The sequence below is a fragment of the Rhizobium indigoferae genome (assembly GCF_034554815.1).
Classification (GTDB): domain Bacteria; phylum Pseudomonadota; class Alphaproteobacteria; order Rhizobiales; family Rhizobiaceae; genus Rhizobium; species Rhizobium leguminosarum.
Genome location: NZ_CP140635.1, coordinates 4,272,475 through 4,290,561, shown reverse-complemented (window position 1 = coordinate 4,290,561; position 18,087 = coordinate 4,272,475). Strand labels below are relative to the sequence as shown.

Below are 18,087 nucleotides of genomic sequence, written 5' to 3'. Positions count from 1 at the left end.
AATGGGCTATTTCCGAAATAGCGATATTTGCGGCTTTGTCGCGCGTGTAAAGAGGTTCATCCTGCAAAAACGGAATGAGCCGGAGTTTCCCAATGCCGCAAGCCTTCGTTTCCCCAGACCGCATCCGATCGCTGTTCACCGAGGCGATGTCGCAGATGTACCGGGCGGAGGTGCCGCAATACGGCACGCTGATCGAACTGGTGGCGGATGTGAATGCCGGCTGCCTCGAAAACGATCCCGATCTGCGCGAACGTCTGGCCCAAGCCGGCGAGCTGGAGCGCATCGATGTCGAGCGCCACGGTGCCATCCGGCTCGGTACGGCTGACGAGCTCTTCACCATCCGCCGGCTGTTTGCGGTCATGGGCATGCAGCCGGTTGGCTACTACGATCTTTCGGTCGCCGGCGTGCCGGTTCATTCCACCAGCTTCCGGCCAATCGACGAGGCAGCGCTCAACGTCAATCCATTCCGCGTCTTCACCTCGCTGTTGCGATTGGAGCTGATCGAGGACGAGGGGTTGCGCGGCGAAGCCGAAGCCATTCTGGCGAAACGGCGGATCTACACGCCGCGTGCCGTCGCGCTGATCGAGCGCCACGAGCAGAACGGCGGCCTGACCGAGGCGGAAGCGACGGAATTCGTCGCCGAGGCGCTGGAAACCTTCCGCTGGCATGGCGAAGCGACAGTCAGCGCCGAAACCTATAAGCGGCTGCATGATGCGCATCGGCTGATCGCCGACGTCGTCAGCTTCAAGGGGCCGCACATCAACCATCTGACGCCGCGCACGCTCGATATCGACGCGGTCCAGGCCCGCATGCCGGAACGCGGCATCACGCCGAAGGCTGTCATCGAAGGGCCGCCGCGCCGTCATTGCGATATCCTGCTGCGACAGACGAGCTTCAAGGCGCTGGAGGAAACGATCGCCTTTTCCGGTGATGACGGTGCGATTCAAGGGACGCATACCGCCCGCTTCGGGGAGATCGAACAGCGCGGCGTGGCGCTGACGGCGAAGGGCCGGGCGCTCTACGACCGGCTGCTCGCCTCGGTTCGCGGCGAGGTGCAGGTGGGCGCCGGCGGCGCCAAGGCCGGCGCCTACGACGACGAACTCGCCGCACGTTTCAAGGCACTCCCGGACAGTTGGGATGAGTTGCGCAGGGCGGATCTGGCCTTCTTCCGCTATGCCGCGACGCCTGCGGGCATTGCCGCCGCGGCCGGCAGCATGCTGCCTGGCGATCCGGAGGCGCTGATCGCCAAGGGTTACCTTGCCTTCACCCCGATCGTCTACGAAGACTTCCTGCCCGTCAGCGCGGCCGGCATCTTCCAGTCGAACCTCGGCACCGACCAGCAGCAGAACTACGCGACCCGCTCGAACCGTGACGCCTTCGAGGCAGCACTGGGTGCTACCGTTCAGGACGAGCTGGCACTTTACGCCGAACGCCAGGCCGCATCGCTGGAATCGGCGCTGGCCGCGCTCGACCTTGCGGGCCTGCCGCTGAAGACCGTTGCGTGAAATGGCAGGTTCAACACTTTCTCTTATGCATTAGAGTATCCGCGATTTCGCTCTGATCGGACTGAGCCATGCTGAATGATCCGCGCTCCCACGGCCTCTGGGAAAAGACAGCGCCCGAAGCGCCGACGACCTCGCCTCTCGATGGCGCGATTTCGGCCGACGTCGTCATAGTCGGCGGCGGTTACACCGGCCTCTCTTCCGCCCTTCATCTTGCCGAAGCCGGGTCGAAGGTGGTGTTGCTGGAGGCCAAGGAGATCGGCTTCGGCGGTGCCGGGCGCAATGTCGGGCTGATCAATGCCGGCATGTGGGTGATGCCCAACGATCTGCCCAGCGTGCTCGGCCCGGTGCATGGCGAACGTCTGCTCGATCTACTCGGCAATGCGCCGAAGCTCGTCATGGAGCTGATCGACAAGCATCAGATTGCCTGCGAACTCGAACGGAACGGCACGCTGCATTGCGCGGTCGGCGCGGACGGGCTGAAGGAGATCGAGGATCGCGCGGCGCAATGGTCCGCCCGCGGCGCAGCCGTGACGCTGCTTGATGCGGCGGAAACGGCAAAACGCATCGGCAGCGATGCCTATACCGGTTCGCTGCTCGACAAACGCGCCGGCACGCTGCAGCCGCTTGCCTATGCGCGCGGCCTTGCCCATGCCGCCGTCAAGGCCGGCGTCGCCATTCATACATCCAGTCCGGTCATCGCAACGGAGCGTAACGGCAGCCGCTGGACCGTGAAGACGGCAAGCGGCGAAGTCAGCGCCGAGTGGATCATCGTCGCGACAGATGCCTACAGCACCGGCCCATGGGAGCAGGTGCGCAGCGAACAGGTGCATCTGCCCTATTTCAATTTTGCCACCGTGCCGCTCGGCCACAATCTGCGTCAGTCGATCCTGCCTGGGCGCGAAGGCGCCTGGGATACCAAGGAAATCCTCTCCTCCTTCCGCATGGACCAGGCCGGCCGGCTCGTTTTCGGCAGTGTCGGGGCGCTGCGCAATACCGGGTTGGCCGTGCACAAAGGATGGGCCAAACGCGCATTGAAGCGGCTCTTCCCTATTATCGGCGATGTCGAATTCGAGTGCGAATGGTATGGCCAGATCGGCATGACCGACAATGCGCTGCCGCGCTTCCACAAATTCGCCCCGAATGTCGTCGGCTTTTCGGGTTACAATGGCCGCGGCATTGCGCCTGGCACGGTCTTTGGCCGCACGCTGGCGGAGCATATCCTCGGCCGGATTGGCGAAGCCGATCTGCCGCTGCCGCTGACCGCGCTCAGCGAACCGAGCTTCCGTGCGCTCAAGGAAATATGGTACGAAGCCGGCGCTCAGGTCGCCCATTTCGCCGATGCACGCTTCTAAGCACAATAAGATTGGAAACACGACAATGACCATCGCCGTCCTCGATCTCGCCACCGAAACCGCCAAGCTGCTTGCCGAACTCGGCGTCGATGCCAGCCGCTATCACGGCGGCACGCTTTCCGTCACCTCGCCGGTCACCGGCAAGGAAATCGGCAAACTCAGGGAAGATTCCGTTTCCGAGACGAAAGCGGCGATCGAAGCGGCGCACCAGGCTTTCCTCGAATGGCGTGCCGTGCCGGCGCCGAAGCGCGGCGAACTGGTCCGCCTGCTCGGCGAGGAGCTGCGCGCCGCAAAGACGGCGCTCGGCCGTCTCGTCTCGATCGAGGTCGGCAAGATCACCTCCGAAGGCCTCGGCGAAGTGCAGGAGATGATCGACATCTGCGATTTCGCCGTCGGCCTTTCCCGTCAGCTCTACGGCCTGACGATTGCCACCGAGCGCTCCGAGCACCGGATGATGGAAAGCTGGCACCCGCTCGGCGTGATCGGCATCATCTCCGCCTTCAACTTCCCTGTTGCCGTCTGGTCGTGGAATGCGGCGCTTGCGATGGTCTGCGGCAATTCCACCGTCTGGAAGCCTTCGGAAAAGACGCCGTTGACGGCGCTTGCGGTGCAGGCGCTGTTCGAAAAAGCGCTGAAGCGTTTCGTCGCCGAGGGCGGTAGCGCACCGGCCAATCTGTCGACGCTGATCATCGGCGGTCGCGAGGTCGGCGAAGTGCTGGTCGATCATCCGAAGATCCCACTGGTGTCCGCCACAGGCTCGACGGCCATGGGCCGCGCCGTCGGTCCGCGCTTGTCGCAGCGATTTGCCCGCTCCATTCTCGAGCTCGGCGGTAACAATGCGGCGATCGTCTGCCCGACGGCCGATCTCGACCTGACGCTGCGCGGCGTCGCCTTCTCCGCCATGGGCACGGCCGGCCAGCGCTGCACGACGCTGCGCCGTCTCTTCGTTCATGACAGCGTCTACGACCAGCTGGTGCCGCGCCTGCAGAAGGCCTACGGCTCCGTCACCATCGGCAATCCGTTGGAAAGCGGTACGCTTGTCGGACCGCTGATCGACGGCCAGGCTTTCGAAAAGATGCAGGCTGCGCTTGGCGAGGCGAAATCGGCCGGCGGCACGGTGACCGGCGGTGACCGCGTCGAAAGCGGTTCGGCTGACGCCTACTACGTTCGCCCGGCGCTTGTCGAAATGCCCGATCAGACCGGGCCGGTCGAGCACGAGACCTTCGCGCCGATCCTCTATGTGATGAAGTATAGCGATTTCGACGACGTGCTGGCGCTACACAATGCCGTGCCGCAGGGACTGTCGTCGTCGATCTTCACCAACGACATGCGCGAGGCCGAGACCTTCGTGTCCGCCCGCGGTTCGGATTGCGGCATCGCCAACGTCAACCTCGGACCATCCGGTGCCGAGATCGGCGGCGCCTTCGGTGGCGAGAAGGAAACCGGCGGCGGCCGCGAATCCGGCTCGGATTCCTGGAAGGCCTATATGCGCCGCTCCACCAACACGATCAATTACGGCAGGACGCTGCCGCTTGCGCAGGGCGTCAAGTTCGACGTCGAATAAGCCGGCTGCAAAAGTCTGCAAAGAGAGGCGGCGCTCGGGAAGCGTCGCCTTTTTTGCCAAATCGAGATTTATTCCCCTGTAATATGAAATATTTAGTCAAGATATTGTGATGGCTTTTCTGGCCAAGCCAAACTTGAAATCCGCAGTCAGGAAAAATATACGCCTCTCATCGCCCTTGGAGAGCTCGGGTGACATCGTCACGGAGGCCATCATGAACATTGCTCTTAACCGTTTTTCCCTCGCGCTTGCCGCTTCGCTTCTCTCCGCCACTGCGCTCGCTGGCAGCGCTAGTGCGCAGGACGAAGGTCTCGTCGTTTACAATGCCCAGCACGAAAGCCTGGGCCGTGAATGGATCGATGCCTTCACCAAGGAGACCGGCATCAAGGTCACCATGCGCCAGGGCAGCGACATGCAATTCGCCAACCAGATCATCCAGGAAGGCGACGCCTCTCCCGCGGATGTCTTCCTGACCGAGAATTCGCCGGCGATGACGCTGGTCGATGGCGCGGGCCTCTTCGCCCCCATCGAAAAGGAAACGCTGGATCAAGTTCCGGATCAGTATCGCCCGGCCGACGGCATGTGGACCGGCATTGCCGCCCGTACCACCGTTTTTGCCTATGACAAGACCAAGCTCACCGAAGACAAGCTGCCGAAGTCGATGCTCGACCTCGCAGATCCGGCTTGGAAGGGCCGCTGGGGAGCAGCACCTGCCGGTGCCGACTTCCAGGCCATCGTCGCCGCCCTGCTGCAGCTCAAGGGCGAGCAGTCGACGGCCGACTGGCTGAAGGCTCTCAAGGAAAACGCCACGCCCTACAAGGGCAACAGCGTCGCCATGAAGGCGGTCAACGCCGGCGAAGTCGAAGGGGCGATCATCTATCACTATTATTGGTTCGGCGATCAGGCCAAAACCGGTGAGAACAGCAAGAATGTTGGCCTGCACTACTTCAAGAACCAGGATCCGGGCGCTTTTGTCAGCGTTTCGGGCGGCGGCATCCTGAAGTCCACGCAGCACATGAAGGAAGCCCAGGATTTCCTGAAGTTCCTAACCAGCAAGGCCGGCCAGGCAGTCCTCAAGGACGGCGATTCCTATGAATATGCCATCGGCAAGGATGTGCCTTCCAACGACAAGCTCACTCCGCTTGCCGATCTCAATGCTCCGAAGGTCGAAGCTTCGACCCTCGACAGCAAGAAGGTCGTGGAGCTGATGACGGCCGCCGGCTTGATCTAACCTTTCTGCCGCAGGCGTCTTCCGGCCAAAACTATTGCATTTGGCTCAAGAAAACCTTAGGGCATGACGATATCCGGCAACCGCCTTTCCAAGGCGGTTGCCTTCCTTTTTCAGCGTGTAAAGGCATCGGCCTTGCTGCAGGACAACAGATTGCTCGCATCCGGCAACCAGGCGCCGGTCGCGCCGAGGGCCACGCGAATGGCTTTGCCACGCGGACGCATGCCGCACGCTTCCGTGATCCTCCTCGCAACCATCGTCGCGATCTTCAGTCTCGTGCCGCTCGGCTTCATCGGCTGGGTGACCTACGATGTCGGCTGGGAAACGGTGAAGGCCCTGGTCTTCCGACCGCGCGTCGGTGAACTTCTCGTCAATACGATTCTCCTGGAATCGATCACCATCCCGGTGTCGATCGCGCTTGCGGTGACGCTCGCCTGGCTGACCGAGCGGACGGACATTCCTTTTGCGCGGCTCTGGGCCTGGCTGGCGATCGCTCCGCTCGCCGTGCCCGCCTTCGTGCACAGTTATGCCTGGGTCAGCCTGGTTCCCGGCATGCGCGGCCTGCAGAGCGGCGTCTTCGTCTCGGTCATCGCCTACTACCCGTTCCTCTACCTGCCGGTCGCAGCAGCATTGCGCCGCCTCGATCCGGCCATCGAGGATGCCGCGGCTTCGCTGGGGCTCAATCCGTGGCGGGTCTTCTTCCGGGCCGTGCTGCCGCAGCTCAGACTCGCCATCTGCGGCGGCTCGCTGCTGATCGCGCTGCATCTGCTTTCGGAGTACGGCCTGTTCGTCATGATCCGGTTCGACACTTTCGCGACGGCGATCGTCGACCAGTTCCAGTCCTCCTACAACAGCCCGGCTTCCAACATGCTCGGCGGCGTGCTCGTCGCCTGCTGTCTTTTTCTGCTCGGCTTCGAGGTGTTGGTGCGCGGCAACGAACGTTATGCCCGCGTCGGCTCGGGCTCGCCACGCCCCACGGACCGCCGCCGGCTGGGCTGGTTCGTGGTGCCCGCCGTTTTGCTACCTGTCATCCTGGCGGTACTGACGCTCGGCGTGCCGCTGGTGACGCTTGGCCGCTGGCTCTATCTCGGCGGCACCGATATCTGGCGCATCGAAGTCGGCAACGCTTTCCTGCAGACGATCGTGCTCGCCATTGTCGGCGGCGTGCTGGCGACGATTGCCGCAGCACCGATGGCCTGGCTTTCCGTGCGGGCGCCCGGCCGCCTCCAGCGCGTGCTCGAAGCCTGCCATTATTATGTCGGCTCGCTGCCGGGCGTCGTCGTGGCGCTGGCGCTGGTGACGATCACCGTGCGTCTCGTGCTGCCGCTCTATCAGACCTTCGCAACGCTGCTCGTCGCCTATGTGATGCTTTTCCTGCCGCGGGCCATGGTCGGGCTGCGCGCCAGCATCGCCCAGGCCCCGGTGGAGCTGGAGCGCGCCGCGATGGGCCTCGGCCGCACCCCAGGCCAGGCGGTGCGGCAGATCACCATGCGGCTTGCCGCACCCGGAGCGGCCGCCAGCGTCGCGCTGGCCGCACTCGGCATCACCAATGAACTCACGGCAACATTGATGCTGTCGCCCAATGGCGTCGATACGCTGGCGACGAAATTCTGGTCGCTGACCAGCGAGATAGACTATGTCTCGGCCGCCCCTTACGCCTTCATGATGGTCGTGCTGTCGCTGCCGCTCACCCTGATGCTCTATACCCAATCGAAACGGACCGCCGGCCAATGACGCTGCTCACGATCGAGAATATCAGCAAGCGCTATGGCCCCGTCCAGGCGCTGAAGGATATTTCGCTCGAGGTCTCGGCCGGCAGCCGCACGGCCGTCGTCGGCCCGTCCGGTTCGGGCAAGACGACGCTGCTGCGCATCATTGCCGGCTTCGAGCAACCCGATGTCGGCAGAGTGACGCTGGATGGCGATCTGCTCGCGGACGGTCCGGCGACAGTACCGGCACACAAGCGCGGTATCGGCATCGTCTCGCAGGACGGCGCGCTGTTTCCGCACTTAAGCGTTGCCGAGAATATCGGCTTCGGCTTCGAACGAGGCGCAGCCGATCGCGAGAAGCGCATCGTCGAGTTGCTCGACATGGTCGAGCTCGACCGCGGCATGCTGGCGCGGCGCCCGCATCAGCTTTCCGGCGGGCAGCAGCAGCGTGTGGCGCTGGCCCGCGCGCTCGGCCGCAAGCCGCGGCTGATGCTGCTCGACGAACCTTTCTCGGCACTCGATACCGGCCTGCGAGAAAACATGCGCAAGGCGGTTGCGCGCGTGCTGCAGGCGGCCGGCATCACCACCATTCTCGTCACCCATGACCAGGAAGAGGCGTTGACCTTTGCCGATCAGGTCGCAGTGCTCAGGGAAGGACGGCTGATCCAGGCCGGATCGCCGCAATCATTGTATCTGCATCCGCGCGATCGCGAGACGGCACTGTTTCTCGGCGATGCCGTGCTGCTTCCCGCCATCATCCGAAACGGCCTTGCCGACTGCGCCCTCGGCCGCGTCGCCGTCGAGGGCAGTCGTCAGGGCAAGGCCGAGATCATGCTGCGGCCCGAGCAGATTCGTGTCGTTGCCGATGACGGCGATCGCAACTATGGCGGACGTGTCGTCGAGGTGGAGTTCGGCGGTGCGGTCTGCACTGTTGCGGTTTCGCTCGACGGCGTCGCCCTGCCGCCAATCCTGATCAAGACCTCGAGCGTCGCGCTTCCGGCGCGAGGCGACCTCGTTCGCCTCGACATCGCCGGCAAGGCGCATGTCTTCGAGAGCTAAACCAAGAGCCCGCACCTCCTATCGGACGCGCGGGCTCTGTTGTTTTCGTTTTCGCGTCATCCTCTCCGGAAATCCGCTTCGATTTCCGGGCTTGTGCGCTAGCCGAACTTGCGCACCACTTCTTCCGGCTCGATGCCTTCGAGCCAGCCACCGGTAAAGCCGGCGCGCTCGAGGCCGAGACGGATGACCGGCGATTGCCGCATCAGCTTCCAGATGAAGTCGGAGCGCTCGTTCTCGATGGTCATGACGACAAGACCCTGGTCGATGCCGACGGTGCGGTCGTCGACCCAGCCTTCCGGCCGCTTGGTCTTGACGGTCGGGTTGAAGCCACCAGGGAAGCCGCCTTCCAAGAGCAGGTTCGGATAGGTGGTCAGAAGCGCCTTGGTGCCGTCGAGAGCCGCCTGCCGGTCGTAGGGCAGGCAGGCAAGTGCTGCCCAAGGTGCGATCGTGCCGTCATCCGGGCCGAGCGGTGCGCCACGTGCAGCATAGCCCAGAACCTTCGGCTGGCGGCCGCCGCGCATACGCCGTGTCGGCGGGGGGCCGTCACAGGCAGAGAAACCCCAGATATTCTTGTTGTAGCCGACGAACTGGCCGGGATTGCGTTCGGCATAGTCACGCTGGACGTCGATCATCACCTGCGTGTTGCGGAAATAGTCCCAGTTTCGCTCCGCCATCGGCTTGTCCTGAATGGTGCGGAAATCGATCCAGGCATGCGAGAAGAGGTGGATGAAGAGCGGCCCGGCATAGAGATAGGACTGCTCGCCATGCAGCATCCAGGAATAGCTTGACGTGAAGGCGTCGTAGCTCGATTGCGGGATCGGGTGCGTCGGCGAAGCGAGCGCCAGCGTATAGAGAATGATCGCCTCGTCGAAGCCGTGATAGCGCCAACGCAGGAAGCCGGATGAGGGCTTCCAACCCATGGAAATGGTGTCACCCTTGTTCAGCGCCCAGCGCCAGTCGACGCGCTCGTAGATGAAGGTGGCGAGTTCACGGATTTCAGTCTCCGTCTCGTCGTCTTCGCGATTGAAATACTGTGCGGCCGTGAGGATGCCGGCGACGAGCAGCGCCGTATCGATGGTCGAAAGCTCGCTGTTCCAGGCGCGATGGCCGGTATCCATGTGCAGGAAGTGGTAGAAGAAGCCGCGGTAGCCGGTGGCGTGGCGTTCCTCGCCCTGGCGCGCCTCAGCGAAGAACCGCAGCGTATTGACCGTGCGTTCGGCTGCCTCCTCGCGGCTGATCCATAAACGCTCGACACCAACAGGATAGGAGGAAAGCGCAAAGCCGACGGCTGCGATGCTGCACGGAACCCCGCCGATCGACGTGTCCGCCACAAGGCCATTTTCGGGATTGGTATATTTCAGGAAGTACTTGAACGCCGAATGCTGCAGCCTGTCGACGAGCGCTGCATCAATGTCTTCAATCCGTTGCAGCATAGGCTCCTACCCAACTGTTGCATCGCCCCATGCTTCAACATGGGGGCCGTCCCCGGGCAAATCAAACCTTTTTGATTCGCAAGGATAAGAGAACACAAAAGGGTGGAATCGGTCGTTAATAATTATCGGTAAAATAATATCTAGCAGAAGTCATATAAGCGGTGCAGCAAAAAAGACGGCCCGCGCGCCACCAGGACGGGTTATTTTCCCGCAATACTTGTTTATCGAGTGCTCTGAAGAGTGGATTTCACGCTCAGGCGGCTTCATCGACCCGCACCAGATGGCCCGCCGTCACTTCCCGGTATCGACGCGGCGGCGCGACGTAGCCAACCGGGCGAACGGGGCTCTTGAGCTCGTCGGTTCCGAGGTTGCGCTTGATGCCGCGACGTGAGGGGTCGGGAACCGGCACGGCTGCCATCAGCTTCTTCGTGTAGGGGTGCTGTGGGTTGCTGAACAATTCCGCGCGCGGGCCGATCTCGACGATTTCGCCGAGATACATCACCGCGACCCGGTGACTGACGCGCTCAACCACCGCCATGTCATGGGAAATGAACAGGAAAGCGAGGTTGAGACTTTGCTGCAGGTCCATCAGCAGATTGCAGACCTGTGCCTTGATCGAGACATCGAGGGCCGAAACGCTTTCGTCGGCGACGATCACCTTCGGATCGAGTGCGAGCGCGCGGGCGATGCAGATGCGCTGGCGCTGACCGCCGGAAAATTCGTGCGGGTAACGTTTCATCATGTCGGGTTTCAGCCCGACGCGTTCGAGAAGATCGGCCGCCTTGTCGCGGGCCTGGGCGCGGGTGCCGAGGCCGTGTTCGGTGATGGGTTCGGCGACGGCGGCGCCGACGGTCATGCGCGGGTTGAGGCTGGCGAAGGGATCCTGAAAGATCATCTGGATGCTGCGGCGCATCCGCCTGAGACTGACGGCGTCAAGGCTCAGCACGTCATAGCCGTCGAGGCTGACGCTGCCGCCGTTCGGCTGGACGAGGCGGGTGATCGAGCGGCCGGTGGTCGACTTGCCGCAGCCGGATTCGCCGACGAGCGACAGCGTCTCGCCCTGGAAGAGATCGAAGGAGACGTCCTCGACCGCATGGATCGCGCCCGTCTTGCGACCGAGCAGCCCGCCGCGGATATCGAAACGGGTCACGAGGTTCTTGACTTCGAGGATCGGTGTCCGGCGGCGGTCGACGGTATCGGCCACCTCGACCGGCTCGCGGCGTTCGCCGGTCGTGGTATCGATGACGGGGAAACGCAGCGGCCATTTCCGGTCGGCCATCGAGCCGAGGCGCGGCACGGCCGAGAGCAGTGCGCGGGTATAGGGATGCCTGCCGCGATGGAAGATGTCGTCGGTCGTGCCGCTTTCCACCGCCTCGCCGCGATACATGACGATGGTGCGGTCAGCGATTTCGGCGACGACGCCCATGTCGTGGGTGATGAAGAGAACGGACATGCCCTCTTCTTCCTGCAGCATCTTGATCAGGTCGAGGATCTGGCCCTGGATCGTCACATCGAGCGCCGTCGTCGGCTCGTCGGCGATCAACAGTTTCGGCCGGCTGGCGAGCGCCATGGCGATCATCACGCGCTGGCGCATGCCGCCGGAGAATTGGTGCGGATATTCGTCGAAGCGCGAAGCGGCGTTGGGGATACGGACCTTTTCCAGCAGGCGCACGGTCTCGGCCCGCGCCTCGGCCTTGCCGATCTCGCCGTGGCAGGTGAGCGCTTCGGAGATCTGGCGGCCGATGGTGAAGATCGGGTTGAGGGATGTCATCGGCTCCTGGAAGATCATGGCCGCGTCGTTGCCGCGCACCTGCCGCATCTCCTTTTCCGAAAGGGTGAGAACATCCTTGCCGTTCAAGGTGATGGCGCCATCGATGCGGCTCGATCCCTTGGCGAGCAACCGCATGATCGAAAGGGAGGTGACGCTCTTGCCCGAGCCGCTTTCGCCGACGATCGCCACCGTCTCGCCAGGCATGACGTCGAAGGAGACGTCGCGCACCACCGGCTTCCAGTCGCCATCGACGAGGAAGGAGGTTGTCAGGTTCCGGACGGAGAGAACCGGAGAGGCGGGGGCCGAAGAAACATCACGCATGTCGTTCCCTTAGTTTTATCTGATTCACGTCTTCAAAGGTGTGGCGAAGGAGGCGGAAGGCCTGCCTGCCGTGATGCGGGCCGCTTCCAGCGTCGCGATCTTTTCGTCGATCTCGCGCCTGTCGGTCATGCCGTTCGGATTTTGCCGCGTGGCCATCGTCTCGGCGACATGCAGGTAACGTTCACCCGCCACTGCATGGAGGCGGACAAGTTCGGCAAGCGGATCGGGATGATCGTCGGCGCGGATGCTCAGCCAGGGATAATCCTGATCGCGATGGATGACGAGGGCGGCGGACTGCCTGCCGCGCTTGTCGCCGCCGGCATCCTCGCCTGCCTGCATCGCCAGCAGCAGGCGTTCGGCCAGCGGCTTGTCCATCGCCTTGTTGTAGGTGGCAAGCGTCTCGGCGACGACGTCGGGACCCGCGAGCATGTTGCCGGCGACCGAGACGTTTTCGTCGATCAGATGCCCCGCCCAGTCGATGCACGCGGTGCCGGTGAAGGCGGCGTTGCGCCCCTTCGCATCGATGAGGTGCAGCTGCCGTTGATCGCGGCCGGCGTCACGCGCGGTCAGGTCGGCGATGATTTCCTCCGGCGCCTTACCGGCGGCCAGCAGCGACAGGCCGTCGACGCCGTAAAGCGGGCTGACGAAGGCTTGCGTGGCGACGGCGCCGATGCCGCCGCGAATATACGGCACAAGGGCGCCGACGGCGAAGAAGCGGGTCACGACGGCGATGCCGAGATGACCGGTCGAGGGATCACGGGCGACGATGGACCAGGTCATGGTTATCGTCCGATCGCATAGGCCTGCATCAGGCGCGGGGTGGCTGCGGCGCGCAACAGTCCGTCGCTATCGCGTCTCGCGGCGGTCAGCCGACCGATCGTCCAGGGATCGGCGACGGTCAGCTTGTGGCCCTTGTGGCGCAGGGCATCAAGGACATCGGGGCCGAAATTTGCTTCCGCCATCAGGCTGCCGGGTTCGCGGGTGCGGGGATAGAACGAGCCTGGAAAATGCGAGGTGTGGAACAGCGGCTGGTCGATCGCCGCCTGCAGGTCCAGCTGGTGATGCGCATAACGCAGGAAGAAGGAGAGCTGCCACTGCTCCTGCTGGTCGCCACCCGGTGTGCCGAAGGCCAGCGTCGGGCGGCCCTCATAGAGGCCGAGCGACGGCGTCAGCGTCGTGCGCGGCCGTTTGCCCGGAGCAAGCGACGTCGGCAGGCCTGATTTCAGCCAGAACATCTGGGCGCGGGAATTGAGGCAGAAGCCGAGGCCGGGTACGGTCGGCGAGGATTGCAGCCAGCCACCTGATGGCGTGACGGAGACCATGTTGCCGTCGCGGTCGATCACATCGATATGCACCGTGTCGCCGCGCTTTTCGGAAAGATGCGCCATGGTCGGCTCGTAGACGGCGCCGGTCTTCGAATCCGCGCCGAGCATCTTCATCGTCAGATCATGCTGCGCCTCGAAGCCAGGCACGATGCCGGGGCGAAGATCGAAGGAGGCGTCCGCACCGACCAGCTTGCGGCGCTCGGCGGCATACGTCTCCGACAGCAGATGCGTGACGGGAATCTCCGAGAAATCAGGATCGCCGTAATAGACTTCGCGGTCGGCGAAGGCGAGCTTCATCGCTTCGACGACGGTATGGACGAAATCGGCGCCAACGGGGTTCATCGCGGCGAGATCGAAGCCCTTGAGGATCGACAGGGTCTGCAGGAAGACCGGGCCTTGGCCCCAAGGGCCGATCTTGGCGATCGTCCAGCCATGATAATCATAGGTCAGCGGCTCCTCGATCGTTGCCGACCAGTTTGCCATGTCGTTGGCAGTCAAAACGCCCTTGTGGCGGTTGCCGCTCGCATCCATCACCTCTGCGGTCTTCAGATAGTCGTCGATCGTCTCGGCGACGAAGCCGCGATAGAAGGCGGCGCGGGCCGCCTCGACCTGCGCTTCCCGGCCTCTTTTCACCTCGGCCTCGGCGATGACGCGCTTCCAGGTCTCGGCAAGCACCGGATTCCTGAAATTCGCATGCGCTTCGGGCGCGCGGCCATTAGGCAGCCAGGTCTTGTAGGAGGTCGGCCATTCCTTCTCGAAGAAGGCGGCGAGCCCCTTGATGGTGGCGGAGACGCGCGGCAGCATCGGATGGCCGTGTTCGGCGTAGTAGATGGCTGGCTCGAGCACCTCGCGCACGCTCATCGAGCCGTAGTCGCGCAGCATCAGCATCCAGCCGTCGAAGGAGCCGGGGATGACGGTCGCAAGCAGCCCGTCGCCGGGGATCAGGCTCAGGCCTTCCGCCGTGTAGTGTTCGATCGTTGCGCCGGCGGGGGCAGGCCCCTGCGCGCAGATGACCTCGACCTTGTCCTTCTTCTTCGAATAGATCACCGCCGGCAGGTCGCCGCCCGGGCCGCAAAGATGCGGCTCGACGATCTGCAGCACGAAGCCCGTCGCCACCGCCGCGTCGAAGGCGTTGCCGCCCTTTTCGAGAATGCTCATGCCGACCGCCGAGGCAATCCAGTGCGTCGAGGTAACGACGCCGAAGGTGCCGAGGATTTCTGGACGGGTCGTGAAAGCGGTCATGTCAAATGTCCTTTCGAGAAATCATGCTTCGCGCGGATCGAGCGCATCGCGCAGGCCATCGCCTAAAAGATTGAAACCGATGACGACGAGGAAGATCGCGGCACCCGGCCACATCGCCATCCATGGCGCCTGGGAGAGGAAATTCTTGGCGACGTTCAGCATCGAGCCCCAGCTCGGCGCCGGCGGCTGCTGGCCGAGCCCGAGGAACGAGAGGCTCGCTTCGGCGATGATCGCCGTTGCGATCGTCAGCGTCGCCTGCACGAGGATCGGCGCAAAGACATTCGGCAGGATATAGCGGGTGATGATGCTCGAGGACCGGAGACCGATCGAGCGGGCGCCCTCGACATATTCCTCGGTCTTGACCGAAAGCACCTGGCCGCGCGTCAGCCGCACGAAGACGGGCATGGCCGAAAGGCCGATCGCAATCATCGCATTGGTCAGGCTCGGACCGAGAAAGGCTGCGAGCGCGATCGCGGTGATGAGGAAGGGCATGGCGAGAAAGGCTTCGGTGATGCGGGAGATGACCATATCGATCCAGCCGCCGAAATAACCGGAGACGAGGCCGAAGGGCACGCCGATGACAACGGCGATCGCCACCGAGAAGACGCCTGCCATCAGCGAAGCCTGCGCGCCCCAGATCATCCGGGAAAGAATGTCGCGGCCGATGTCGTCGGTGCCGAGCCAATGGGCGGCGGAGGGCGCCTTGCGGATCGCCGACCAGCTTGTGGCGTTCGGATCGGGAATCGGAAGAAGGGGGGCGGCAACCGCGAGGATCGCGAAGAAGGCGATGATCGCAAGGCCGACGAGGGCGCCCTTGTTGGCCTTCAGCTTGCGCCAGGCGCGGCTCGGCGTGCGGTCGACCGCGGAGGGAATGCCGGTCTCTCCGATCGCGGTCATAGGGCGGCCCTCATGCGCGGATTGAGCAGGACGTAGAGGATGTCGGCCAAGAGGTTCATCAGAATGAAGCCGATCGCCGTGCAGATCACCACGCCCTGGACGACGGCGTAGTCGCGGTTGAAGACGGCGTCGACGATGAGCTTTCCAAAACCCGGAATGGTGAAGATCTGTTCTGTCAGCACGGCGCCGGCGAGCAGTTCGCCGAACAGCAGCGCGGTCAGCGTCACGATCGGCAGCACCGCATTGCGGAAGCTGTGTTCGAGCACGACGGTGCTTTCCGGCAGTCCCTTGGCGCGGGCGGTGCGGATGTAGTCGGCGCTCAGCACACTGAGCATTGCCGAGCGGGTATGCCGCATCAGGGTCGCAGCCAGCGCGTTACCGAGCACGAAGGAGGGCATCAGCATGGTTTCCAGCGATCGCAGTGGGTTGCTGAAGAAGGGTTCGTAGCCCGATGCCGGCAGCCAGCCGAGATTGACCGAAACCAGGAGGATCAACATGATGCCGAGCCAGAAATTCGGGATCGACAGACCGGTCAGCGCGATGATGTTGGCGAGATAGTCGATCATCGTGTTCTTCTTGACGGCTGCCAGGATGCCCATCGGCACGCCGATCGCAAAGGCGAAGATCATCGACATGATGGCAAGCTGGATGGTGACCGGCAGCTTTTCGCCGACGAGTTGCAGAACCGGCTGATTGGTGCGCAGCGAGATACCAAGATCGCCCTGAAGGGCGGCACCCAGCCAGCGGACATATTGATAGGGCACGGGATCGTTCAGCCGGTATTTCTCGCGCAGGAATTCGAGAACCTGCGGGTCGCGTTCCTCGCCGGCCATGGCGAGGATCGGATCGCCGGGCAGCAGCTTCTGCAGCGAGAAGACGAAGATCGAAATGATCAAAAGCGTCGGTATGGCGACCAAGAGCCGTTTGGCGATGTAGGTGTACATGGGCGATCCTGACACGACCAAAGCATGTCGCGCAAAAGTGTGCAGCGGTTTTGCGATAACGACTTGCGTAAAACAAAAAGCTAAAGCGCGTGAAGCGAATCTGAAAGATTGCGACGCGCTTTAGAATCATGCGGCGGAGATTTCCGCCGCATGATTTGCTGATGATCAGCCGGCTTTCTTGACGCCGACGAGGCGGATCATGCCATCCGGCGACGGGATGAAGCCGGTGATGTTCTTGTGCAGCGCCCAGATCCAGGACTGATGGCCGAGATAGATGATCGGCAGATCATCGTTCAGGATGACGGCGGCGGCATCATATTTCTGCTTGCGCACGGCATCGTCGGTCGATGCGCGAGCTTCGTTCAGCAGCTTGTCCACCTCGGGGTTGCAGTATTTCGTGTCGTTGATGCCACCCTTGCAGGTGATGAACTGGTGGATGTTGCCATCGGGATCGACGCGGCCGGACCAGTCGGAACGGCTGAGCTGATAGTTGCCGGCCGTCTGCTCGCTCAGCAGCGTGGCGAATTCCGTCGACTTCAAGCTCACGTCAAAGCCGGCTTCGCCGACCATCGACTGGATGATCTGCATCATCTGCATGGCAACAGGATTGTTCGGGATCTGCAGCTCGATCGGCACGCGGTCGAAGCCGGCTTCCTTGATCAGGGCCTTGGCCTTGTCGAGATCACGGGCGGGGACGGGAATATCCTTGTCGAACCATGGACTGCTTGGCGGGAAGGGCTGGTTGCCGGAAACGGCCGTGCCTTCATAGACGATCTGGTTGACGGCATCGCGGTCGATCGCCAGCGAGAAGGCCTGGCGCAGGCGTTTGTCCTTGCCGAAAGCATTGTCGGCACGCGCACCATTGCCGATATTGGTATAGAGCGCCATGTAGCCGGTGCCGACGGCGTCGGCATAGACGAGGCTCGAATCCGCCTTCACCGCCTCAGCGTCGGTCGCAGCCAGGCGCTCGATCATGTCGAGATCGCCGGACCGCAGATTGGCGAGACGCACTGTCGTATCCGGGATCGGCAGATAGGTCAGCTTGTCGATGAAGATCTTGTCCTTGTTCCAATAGTCCTGGAACTTTTCGAGCACGATGCGGTCCTGCTGGACGCGCTCGACGAACTTGAACGGACCGGCGCAGACCGGGTGATCGCCGAACTTGGCGCCGAGTTCCTTGGCGGCCTTCGGCGAGACGATCATGCCGGCGCGGTCGGAAAGCTGGGCAAGAAGGGTGACGTCGGGCGCCTTGAGGGTGAACTTGACCTCGTATTCGCTTGTCGCCTCGACCTTTGCGACGGAGCTGAGCTCGCTCTTGCGGCGTGATTCCGGCAGCGTGATGTTGCGCTCGATGGTGGCGACGACGGCTTCGGCGTTGAAGGGGGTCTCGTCATGGAACTTGACGCCTTGGCGCAGCTTCATGGTCAGCTCTTTGCCGTCCGCCGACCAGCTCCATTCGGTGGCAAGCTGCGGCACGATCTTCAGATCCGGCGAGACGTCGACGAGCTTGTCGCACATTGCAGTATAAACGATGCGGCCGACGAAGGTGCGCGACTGCGCGGGATCGAGCACGTCGGCATCGTCCTGCAGGCCGATCTTCAGGTCGACGGCGAAGGCAGGAAGCGCAAACAGCGCGCCGGCAACGGTGGCGGTCAGCAATTTGGCGATCTTCATTCCATTCTCCTCTGTTCTGTTTTGTTTGGTTTTTGCTTCCATTCCGGCGGGTATGGCCCGTCCGTG

Annotated in this window: 13 protein-coding genes; 6 read left to right on the top strand and 7 right to left on the bottom strand. The window is 63.0% G+C overall.

Features of this window, described 5'->3' with window-relative positions; translation table 11 throughout:
• Positions 1-74 precede the first annotated feature (74 nt).
• From hglS to U5G49_RS21125, 6 genes are all read left to right on the top strand, one after another.
• A complete protein-coding gene (gene hglS / locus U5G49_RS21150; RefSeq protein WP_193444579.1) occupies positions 75-1,505 on the top strand; it encodes a 2-oxoadipate dioxygenase/decarboxylase HglS in 1,431 nt (476 codons plus the stop codon).
• A gap of 68 nt (positions 1,506-1,573) precedes the next feature.
• The gene (locus U5G49_RS21145; RefSeq protein ID WP_018244023.1) at positions 1,574-2,857 is read left to right on the top strand and encodes an NAD(P)/FAD-dependent oxidoreductase; all 1,284 of its coding nucleotides are present in this window, start codon (positions 1,574-1,576) and stop codon (positions 2,855-2,857) included.
• Positions 2,858-2,882: 25 nt separating this feature from the next.
• The gene (gene amaB / locus U5G49_RS21140) at positions 2,883-4,421 is read left to right on the top strand and encodes an L-piperidine-6-carboxylate dehydrogenase (protein ID WP_193444580.1); all 1,539 of its coding nucleotides are present in this window, start codon (positions 2,883-2,885) and stop codon (positions 4,419-4,421) included.
• Between the two features lie 211 nt (positions 4,422-4,632).
• Positions 4,633-5,649, top strand: a complete 1,017-nt coding sequence (locus U5G49_RS21135) for an iron ABC transporter substrate-binding protein (protein WP_193444581.1) — start codon at positions 4,633-4,635, stop codon at positions 5,647-5,649.
• 63 nt (positions 5,650-5,712) lie between these two features.
• Complete coding sequence (locus U5G49_RS21130) at positions 5,713-7,380, top strand: ABC transporter permease (RefSeq protein ID WP_047620251.1); 1,668 nt, start codon at positions 5,713-5,715, stop codon at positions 7,378-7,380.
• Positions 7,377-8,414 (top strand): ABC transporter ATP-binding protein, encoded by a 1,038-nt coding sequence (locus U5G49_RS21125; RefSeq protein WP_018244019.1) that lies wholly within the window; start codon positions 7,377-7,379, stop codon positions 8,412-8,414. Before U5G49_RS21130 ends, U5G49_RS21125 begins: the two co-directional genes overlap by 4 nt.
• A 98-nt stretch (positions 8,415-8,512) precedes the next feature.
• Here the strand turns inward: U5G49_RS21125 and U5G49_RS21120 are convergent, their stop codons facing one another.
• The 7 genes from U5G49_RS21120 to U5G49_RS21090 form a co-directional block, all read right to left on the bottom strand.
• Positions 8,513-9,847 carry a glucoamylase family protein gene (locus U5G49_RS21120; protein ID WP_018448294.1) on the bottom strand — a complete coding sequence of 445 codons (1,335 nt, stop codon included), beginning with the start codon at positions 9,845-9,847 and terminating at the stop codon, positions 8,513-8,515.
• A 253-nt stretch (positions 9,848-10,100) separates the two neighbouring features.
• Complete coding sequence (locus U5G49_RS21115) at positions 10,101-11,939, bottom strand: ABC transporter ATP-binding protein (protein WP_168298813.1); 1,839 nt, start codon at positions 11,937-11,939, stop codon at positions 10,101-10,103.
• Positions 11,940-11,963: 24 nt separating this feature from the next.
• On the bottom strand, positions 11,964-12,719 hold the full coding sequence (locus U5G49_RS21110) for a DUF1028 domain-containing protein (RefSeq protein WP_193444582.1): 756 nt from the start codon (positions 12,717-12,719) through the stop codon (positions 11,964-11,966).
• Positions 12,720-12,721: 2 nt separating this feature from the next.
• The gene (locus tag U5G49_RS21105; RefSeq protein WP_193444583.1) at positions 12,722-14,506 is read right to left on the bottom strand and encodes a gamma-glutamyltransferase family protein; all 1,785 of its coding nucleotides are present in this window, start codon (positions 14,504-14,506) and stop codon (positions 12,722-12,724) included.
• 21 nt (positions 14,507-14,527) lie between these two features.
• Positions 14,528-15,403: an ABC transporter permease gene (locus tag U5G49_RS21100; protein WP_131702828.1), complete on the bottom strand. Its 876-nt coding sequence runs from the start codon at positions 15,401-15,403 to the stop codon at positions 14,528-14,530.
• Entirely contained in the window at positions 15,400-16,347 is a 948-nt protein-coding gene (locus U5G49_RS21095; RefSeq protein WP_024320455.1) for an ABC transporter permease, read from the bottom strand. The genes U5G49_RS21100 and U5G49_RS21095 overlap by 4 nt, the downstream gene beginning before the upstream one ends.
• 165 nt (positions 16,348-16,512) lie before the next feature.
• A complete protein-coding gene (locus U5G49_RS21090) occupies positions 16,513-18,021 on the bottom strand; it encodes an ABC transporter substrate-binding protein (RefSeq protein ID WP_047620257.1) in 1,509 nt (502 codons plus the stop codon).
• Positions 18,022-18,087: the final 66 nt, after the last annotated feature.

Bases quoted from the DNA above. Each gene is read 5' to 3' on its own strand.
- amaB (WP_193444580.1), top strand. From the start codon at position 2,883: ATGACCATCGCCGTCCTCGATCTCGCCACCGAAACCGCCAAGCTGCTT.
- U5G49_RS21100 (WP_131702828.1), bottom strand. From the start codon at position 15,403: ATGACCGCGATCGGAGAGACCGGCATTCCCTCCGCGGTCGACCGCACG.
- U5G49_RS21145 (WP_018244023.1), top strand. From the start codon at position 1,574: ATGCTGAATGATCCGCGCTCCCACGGCCTCTGGGAAAAGACAGCGCCC.
- U5G49_RS21095 (WP_024320455.1), bottom strand. From the start codon at position 16,347: ATGTACACCTACATCGCCAAACGGCTCTTGGTCGCCATACCGACGCTT.
- U5G49_RS21090 (WP_047620257.1), bottom strand. From the start codon at position 18,021: ATGAAGATCGCCAAATTGCTGACCGCCACCGTTGCCGGCGCGCTGTTT.
- U5G49_RS21105 (WP_193444583.1), bottom strand. From the start codon at position 14,506: ATGACCGCTTTCACGACCCGTCCAGAAATCCTCGGCACCTTCGGCGTC.
- U5G49_RS21130 (WP_047620251.1), top strand. From the start codon at position 5,713: ATGACGATATCCGGCAACCGCCTTTCCAAGGCGGTTGCCTTCCTTTTT.
- hglS (WP_193444579.1), top strand. From the start codon at position 75: ATGAGCCGGAGTTTCCCAATGCCGCAAGCCTTCGTTTCCCCAGACCGC.
- U5G49_RS21120 (WP_018448294.1), bottom strand. From the start codon at position 9,847: ATGCTGCAACGGATTGAAGACATTGATGCAGCGCTCGTCGACAGGCTG.
- U5G49_RS21135 (WP_193444581.1), top strand. From the start codon at position 4,633: ATGAACATTGCTCTTAACCGTTTTTCCCTCGCGCTTGCCGCTTCGCTT.
- U5G49_RS21110 (WP_193444582.1), bottom strand. From the start codon at position 12,719: ATGACCTGGTCCATCGTCGCCCGTGATCCCTCGACCGGTCATCTCGGC.
- U5G49_RS21125 (WP_018244019.1), top strand. From the start codon at position 7,377: ATGACGCTGCTCACGATCGAGAATATCAGCAAGCGCTATGGCCCCGTC.
- U5G49_RS21115 (WP_168298813.1), bottom strand. From the start codon at position 11,939: ATGCGTGATGTTTCTTCGGCCCCCGCCTCTCCGGTTCTCTCCGTCCGG.